The sequence below is a fragment of the Herbaspirillum sp. C7C8 genome, assembly GCF_022627875.1.
In the GTDB taxonomy this organism is placed as follows: domain Bacteria; phylum Pseudomonadota; class Gammaproteobacteria; order Burkholderiales; family Burkholderiaceae_D; genus Herbaspirillum.
Genome location: NZ_JABXGG010000029.1, coordinates 20,820 through 27,309 on the forward strand (window position 1 = coordinate 20,820; position 6,490 = coordinate 27,309).

Consider the following 6,490-nt stretch of genomic DNA (forward strand, 5'->3'; position numbering starts at 1 on the left):
GCCCTAGCAACTGCGCTGCAGGAAATCCATCACCGCTTCTGCAAAGAGTTCCGGCATCTGGTCCGGCATGGGCACCATGCCTTCCTCCAGCGTCAGCAGCTGGCTGCCTGCGATGGCCTGGGCGATGCGTTCGCTGTAGGGCGCCGCATGCGGATCGCGTCCCGCCCGCAACACCAGCGTGGGTGCGCGTACCAGGCCGATGCGATCTTCCATGTGATAGTTGCGGACCACGATATGGCCATGCGAGGCCATGGTCCCGGCCTTGAGGGCGTCGACCATGAAGCGCGTCAGCAGGTCGGTGTCGCCTTCCGGATAGAAGGGCTGGCGGCGCTGCCACAGCTCCTGTAGGTGAGTGCCATCGGGTCGGACTTCCACATCGTCCACGGTGCGTTTGCCCGCGTGGGCGCTGCGCCGCGCGGCATCGTTATACGGGCAGGATGACAGCACCAGCGCCGCTACCCGCTCAGGAGCCGACGCCGCGATTTCCATGGCCGTGACGGCGCCGGTATGGTGGCCGGCCACGGCCGCTTGGCCGATCCCCAGCTGGTCCATCACTTCCAAGGCGAGGCTGGCCCAGCGCTCGATGCTGTGCTCAGCCGGCGGCGGCTTGCAGGAGTCGCCAAAGCCAAGCGTGTCGATGGCGATGGGCCGGTAGCGCCGCGCCAGCAGCGGCAGCACGTCGCGGAATTCGTCCCAGGAACGCGGGGTTTGGTGCAGCAGCAGCACCGGCAATCCTTCGCCCATGCTGGCTACGTGCAGCGGGCCAGCGCTGGTGGGGATGAACTGGCGTACGAGGGCGGGAAGGGCAGGGGACATGAGAATGGCTCTCCGACACGGTGAAGAGGCAGCAGCCTCTTCCCGGTCATATCATCAACAACGAACAGCAGCGTGCAATACAAAATGATATGAATGATTTGTATCGTTTTGAGATTTCAGTGCTTCGTTACTTCATCAGCACCGAATAGGTCGGCACATTGTTGGCCCAGCCGGAAGCCAGCGGTGCCACGAACACATTCTCGGTACGGGTGCGCGCGATCTTCCACACTCCGTCGACTTTCTTGAACAGGTTGTTGAGCCGGCTGGAACGCAGCAACGACGAGCCGTCGGCGAAGATCCACGGCTGGCAGTGCACCCACTGACCATCGGCGTGCGTGCAGTCGGCATGGACGTGGATCTGTTCCGAGGTCAGGTAGTGCACGTTCAACAGCAGTTCCGGATCCTTTTTCTGCCCCCAGAATGCCTGGAAGTGCTTGCGGATCGCATCCTTGCCGACGGCCTGGCCGAACTGGCCCTCGTAGTAGGAGCCCACGCCTTCCCAGATGGCATCTTCGGCATAGAGGTCGAGGATCTTCCCGATGCGTTCGGCGTCGTCGGCGACCGGTTCGGGGCAGGGCGTGTCGCACAGGAACATGTAGCGCGCCTGAACGCGGCGGATGTCGGCCTCGGCGTCGAGGATGTCGAGGCGGCGCTTGAGTTGCTGGATTTCCTGGGTGAAGTCGGTCATGGTGTCTTCTCGCTTGTCATCTTGTGTGAAAGGGAAAAAGCCAATCGTGCGTACATGCACGATTGGCGGCGGCGGCCAGTGCGTCGCCGCGCAGGGCTTACAGGTAGCGCGCCAGCAGATTGCGGGTGGCGATGCGCAGCACGCGGTCGAACAGGTAGCCCAGCAGGCCCAGGGTGATGATGCCCACGAATACCCATTCGGTACGGCTGAAGTTGCGCGCCGTCCAGATCAGGGCGCCCAGCCCTTCACGCGCCGACACGATCTCGGCCGACACCACGGTCAGGAAGGAATTGCCCATCGCGATGCGGGCGCCGGTGACCATGAAGGGAACGGTCGAGGGCAGGATCACGGTGGTGAGGATCTTCCATTGTCCCGCCCCCAGCGAAGCCGCCGCACGCAGTCGCAGCGGGTTCACCGCCTGCACACCGGCGATGGTGTTGAGCGTGACGATGAAGACAGTGGTGTAGAAAATCAGCGCGATCTTGGAAAGCTCGCCCGGGCCCAGCCAGATCACCGCCAGGGTGACGAAGGCAATCGGCGGAATGAAGCGGAAGAACTCGATATAGGGATCGAGCAGCTGCCGCACCAGATCAAAGCGGCCCATGAAGATGCCCAGCGGCACCCCGATGGCGACCCCGGCACCCCAGCCGGCCAGGATGCGTCCGGAAGAGGCCAGCACGGATTGCTGCAGGGTACCGTCACCGATGAGTTCCAGTGCGGCGGCCCAGGTCATCGGGACCGAGGGCAGGAACAGTGGCGAGGTGGTCATCGAGACCAGTTGCCACAGCACCAGGCCACCGACGATGGCGATGACGGAAATGAGGAAAGGGCGGACCGATTTCATGCGGCGCCCCAGGCTGGATGGCATGGCCGAGGCGGGCGCGCTCGGGGTGGCTGTCTGTGTGAGCTGCGTCATTGCAGGGATTCCTCTTCAATCAAACCTTGGGCGCGCAGCACGCGCGTGACTTCGGCGCCGATGTCGTCGCGGATGCGGGCATACAGCGCCATGCAGGCGGGGTCGGCCGGATCGCGTGGATGCGGCAGGTCGACCTCTTCGATGGTCTTGATGTGGGCACGCGGACCGGCCGTCATCGTCACCACGCGGTCGGCCAGGAGGATGGCTTCCCAGATGTCGTGGGTGACGAAGACGATGGTGCAGCCGGTGCTTTTCCAGATGCGATCCAGCTCGCTTTGCAGCACTTCGCGGGTCTGCGCGTCGAGGGCACCGAAGGGCTCGTCCATCAACACCACCGATGGTTCATTGACCAGCACCCGGGCAATCTGCGCACGCTGGCGCATGCCGCCCGAGAGCTCGGCGGGAAACTTGTCGATGGCGTGCTTCAGGCCCACCAGCGATACGTAGCGCTCGGCCGCCGAGCGGCGTTCGGGCCCGGCAATACCGCGCAGCTTGAGGCCATACTCGACGTTCTCGCGCACTGACAACCAGGGGAAGAGCGCCTCCGAGGACTGGAACACCACGCCACGATCCAGTCCCGGACCGCTGACGCGCTTGCCCGCCACGGTGATCTCTCCTGCCACCTCCTGGAAGCCCGCAATCGCATTGAGGAGCGTGGACTTGCCGCAGCCCGAGGGCCCCAGCAGGCAGATGAATTCGCCGGCGCGGATATCGAGGTCGATGCCCGCCATGATCTCGTTCTTGCCGATGGCAAGTCCCACACGCTTGATGGAAACTGCAGATCCGTGTCCCATGGCTTACCCCTTGTAGAAGCCGCGCTGCAAGATCTTGCTCATGTCCACCGGCGCCTTGATGGCCTGTTTGGACAGCAGGAAGTCGCCGATGGCATTGGCGGTCTTGACGTCGGTCTCGGTGAAGTCGCGCACGATGGGTTCCATGTCCTTGAGCGAATTCAAGGTCTGCGGCACCGGGATGCGGGTGATGGCCTGCACCGACTGCGCCGCGCGCGGCGGGTCCTTGCGGGTGATCTCGGAGGCTTCGGCCAGAGCTTTGAGGATGTTGCCGGCCACTGCCTTGTTGGCGGCCAGCCAGGGCGCGGTGGCCGAGAGCCACAGGGTGCTGGTGTAGCCGACGTCCCCCGAGGTCATCAGGATGTGGCCGCCTTGCTGCACGCCCAGCGTAGGCCACGGTTCCCAGACGAAGTAGGCATCGATGTCGCCGCGCGCCAGCAGGGCGGGCAGTTCCGGCGGACCGGAGCGCACCATCTCGACCTTGGTGGCATCGATGTTGAGGGTCTTCAAGGTCAGGCCGGTGACGTACTCCGAGACCGAGCCGGCAACGATGCCGAATTTCCTGATCTTGTCGGCCGAGGCGATGGCCTTGCGCGCTACCAGCTTGACGTAGGTTTTCGACTGGTAGGTAACGGCCAGCGGGCGCAGTTCCGCGCGTGACAGGCGCACGATGTGCGTGGGCTCGCCGGCGCAGCCCATCTGTACCTGGTTGGCCACCAGTGCATTGAGCGCTTCGCCGCCATCGGTGTAGGACTGCACGGTGACGTTGGGCGCTCCATGCTTGGCAAAGAGCTTTTCGTTGGCGGCCACGAAGAAGGCCGTGAAGACGGGATCGGCACCGACGCCGATGACGACGGGGGTATCCTGGGCCAGGGCTGGCAGGGCAGGTGCAGCGCCTGCGGCGAGCATGGAGGCGGCGCCGAGCAGCAGATTGCGGCGGTGTGGCGAGACGGTGGAGTGGGTCACGGGCTGGGTCCTCTTTGTAAAGTTGGTGAAGCGCCAGTGGAGTTGGCAGGCACGGCAGTAACAAAGGCAAATCGCAAGGAGTGCTTGCGCGTGCAGCGTCGGTGACGATGCAGGCAAGGCGTCAGCGGGGAAGGCGACTCAGCGCCTGATCCCCAGCTTTGCAAAAAGCGCACCAGCGCTTTCGTAATTCAGTTCCGACAGCGCGGCGTGCTGCGTAACCACCATCGCATCGCGCACTATGCGCTGCAGGCGGTGCGTGCGCTGGATGGCGGCCATCCCGGCGGCCTGGTAGGCGTCGTTGACGACGTCCATCGAGACGCGTGCCGCGTAGGTGGCCGAGAGTTTGAGCATCATGTCGATCTCCTCGGTGACGGGGTTGCCGGCCACGATCTGTTCCCATGCCTGTTCGCAGGCATCGTAGAAGAACATGCGGGCGCTGCGCCATTTGGCTTCGGACAGGCCGAGCTTGATCTTGTAGTAGGCACGATCGGCCAGTCGCAGTGCACCCGGCATGATCTTGGCGCCAGCGGCCATGTCGGTGACGATATCCAGGGCGGCGCGGGCCAGGCCGATGTTGACGGCGGCATGCACTTCAGCCTGGTAGGCCAGTGCGGGATAGCGATACAGCGGCTCGTCGATGAGTCCGGCGGCACCGCGTGCGCAGGTCCATTCGTGGGCGATGAACTTGTCTTTCAGACGCGTATCGTGGCTACCCGTGCCCTGCATGCCGACCACGTTCCAGTTGTCGATGATCTCGATTTCCGCGGCCGGCATCACGGCCATGAGGGCGGGTTTGGGTGCGTCATCATCTGCGCTGCTGCTGTCCTTGATGCCCACGCCGATCCAGTCCGCGCCCTTGCAACCGCTGGCGAAGTGCCAGCGTCCGGAGATTTCCCAGCCACCGGGGACGGCCTTGGCTTCCTGCAGCGGATAGAGTCCACCGGCGTAGACCTGGTCGGGACCGCTTGCGTAGATCTTGCGTTGCGTCTCGACGGGCAGTGCGGCGAGATAGGTATTGGCCGAACCGAAGGCGGCGACCCAGCCGGCCGATCCATCGGCCTTGGAGATGCGTTCGACCATCGCCAGGAAGGCCGCGGGAGCCAGTGCTTCGCCGCCGAACTTGCGGGGTGTGCCGCTGCGGAAGATACCGGCTTTCTTCATCGTGGCCACCAGATCGCGGGGGACGTGGCCGAGCTGGTCGAACTCGTCGCGGCGAGCGATCACTTCCGCGATGAGCGCATCCATTTCGGGAGAGTCCGCATGCGGGGAGACGGCGGTGACGACTTTTTTCTGGACGGGATAAACATCGAGCGTGATCGAATTCATGGCACACCACTTTGGTTGAAAGAAGGTAGCTGAGTGTCGTCCGGGGTCAAAGCAGGGTCAAATTCTATTTAGGAATTGGCCGGATGAATATTAGTAATAATGATTAGGCCGCTCCGTGATTGCGCGCAGACTTGTGCGTGGTGCACCTGCATGATGCGTGAAAGTCGCGCGGGAAGCGGGTTTGGCGCGGATATGCACCAAACGCGAGAGGGACGTTACCCAGTGAGGAGGAGTATTTGCAGTATGGATGCGGCTTATCGGTGGTACCGATTTGCCATGGATCGCAAGGGCTCACTACCATGAAGGCCGAGATTGAAAGGAACACTGTTCAGTTTCGTCATAGGCTCCTTCTGGCCTTCATTTCGGGCGGACTTCTTTTGAAGTCCGCCATTTTTCTTTTCCTTCTTGTCCGTGCCGATCTGATTGCGATGCTGGCGGTGCGGGTGATGTCTATCGCCAATACGCGTCAGCGCAGCCGTGTTGCGCGATGCGCTGCAATTGATCTTGTATGGATTCGCGCTGGAGGATGTCTGACCGTAGTATCGATACATCGCCGCCGCTGGCGCGCAATGTATGGGTGAGTTGTTCGAAGCGTTTGGCGTCCAGGGTGCGGATGGCACAGGCGGCATAGAGCCGCGCTTCGTTGGTGGCGGATGTGTCGCCGACCAGTTGCGTGAAAAGATCCAGTGCGGCGGGAGCTTGCAGGAGCCGGCGATAACGCTGTTCGCTCTCGCTGATGTGGCTGATGAAACTGACCTGGCCGAGGGCGAAGGTGGATGTGCGCTTCAGGGCTTCCATATCATCGGTAGCAAGGGCAGAGGCCTCCGCAAGCGGCCACGTAACCATCAACACAAGGTACAGATTCTTGGCGATCTTCATTGCATCCTCACTTTCTCTCTACTGATTTCAGTTAGAACCCATTTCATAAATAGGCGTGAGTGCGAGCGAGTCCCGTTTGGGATGAAGTGCAAGGCGCGAGTGGGTCAA

At 62.7% G+C, this 6,490-nt stretch carries 7 protein-coding genes; all 7 read right to left on the reverse strand.

What is annotated here, in order from left to right:
• Window positions 1–3: 3 nt before the first annotated feature.
• Entirely contained in the window at window positions 4–816 is an 813-nt protein-coding gene (locus tag HWE01_RS21665; RefSeq protein ID WP_241822856.1) for an alpha/beta fold hydrolase, read from the reverse strand.
• 127 nt (window positions 817–943) lie between these two features.
• A complete protein-coding gene (locus HWE01_RS21670) occupies window positions 944–1,504 on the reverse strand; it encodes a nuclear transport factor 2 family protein (RefSeq protein WP_241822857.1) in 561 nt (186 codons plus the stop codon).
• Window positions 1,505–1,601: 97 nt separating this feature from the next.
• Window positions 1,602–2,420, reverse strand: coding sequence for an ABC transporter permease (locus HWE01_RS21675; protein ID WP_241822858.1), 819 nt, complete (start codon window positions 2,418–2,420; stop codon window positions 1,602–1,604).
• On the reverse strand, window positions 2,417–3,214 hold the full coding sequence (locus tag HWE01_RS21680) for an ABC transporter ATP-binding protein (RefSeq protein ID WP_008327158.1): 798 nt from the start codon (window positions 3,212–3,214) through the stop codon (window positions 2,417–2,419). The genes HWE01_RS21675 and HWE01_RS21680 overlap by 4 nt, the downstream gene beginning before the upstream one ends.
• A 3-nt stretch (window positions 3,215–3,217) precedes the next feature.
• Window positions 3,218–4,177: an ABC transporter substrate-binding protein gene (locus tag HWE01_RS21685; protein ID WP_241822859.1), complete on the reverse strand. Its 960-nt coding sequence runs from the start codon at window positions 4,175–4,177 to the stop codon at window positions 3,218–3,220.
• 138 nt (window positions 4,178–4,315) lie between these two features.
• The gene (locus HWE01_RS21690) at window positions 4,316–5,503 is read right to left on the reverse strand and encodes an acyl-CoA dehydrogenase family protein (protein WP_008327160.1); all 1,188 of its coding nucleotides are present in this window, start codon (window positions 5,501–5,503) and stop codon (window positions 4,316–4,318) included.
• Window positions 5,504–5,953: 450 nt separating this feature from the next.
• Window positions 5,954–6,382, reverse strand: a complete 429-nt coding sequence (gene mchS3 / locus HWE01_RS21695) for an MchS3 family protein (RefSeq protein ID WP_241822860.1) — start codon at window positions 6,380–6,382, stop codon at window positions 5,954–5,956.
• Window positions 6,383–6,490 lie beyond the last annotated feature (108 nt).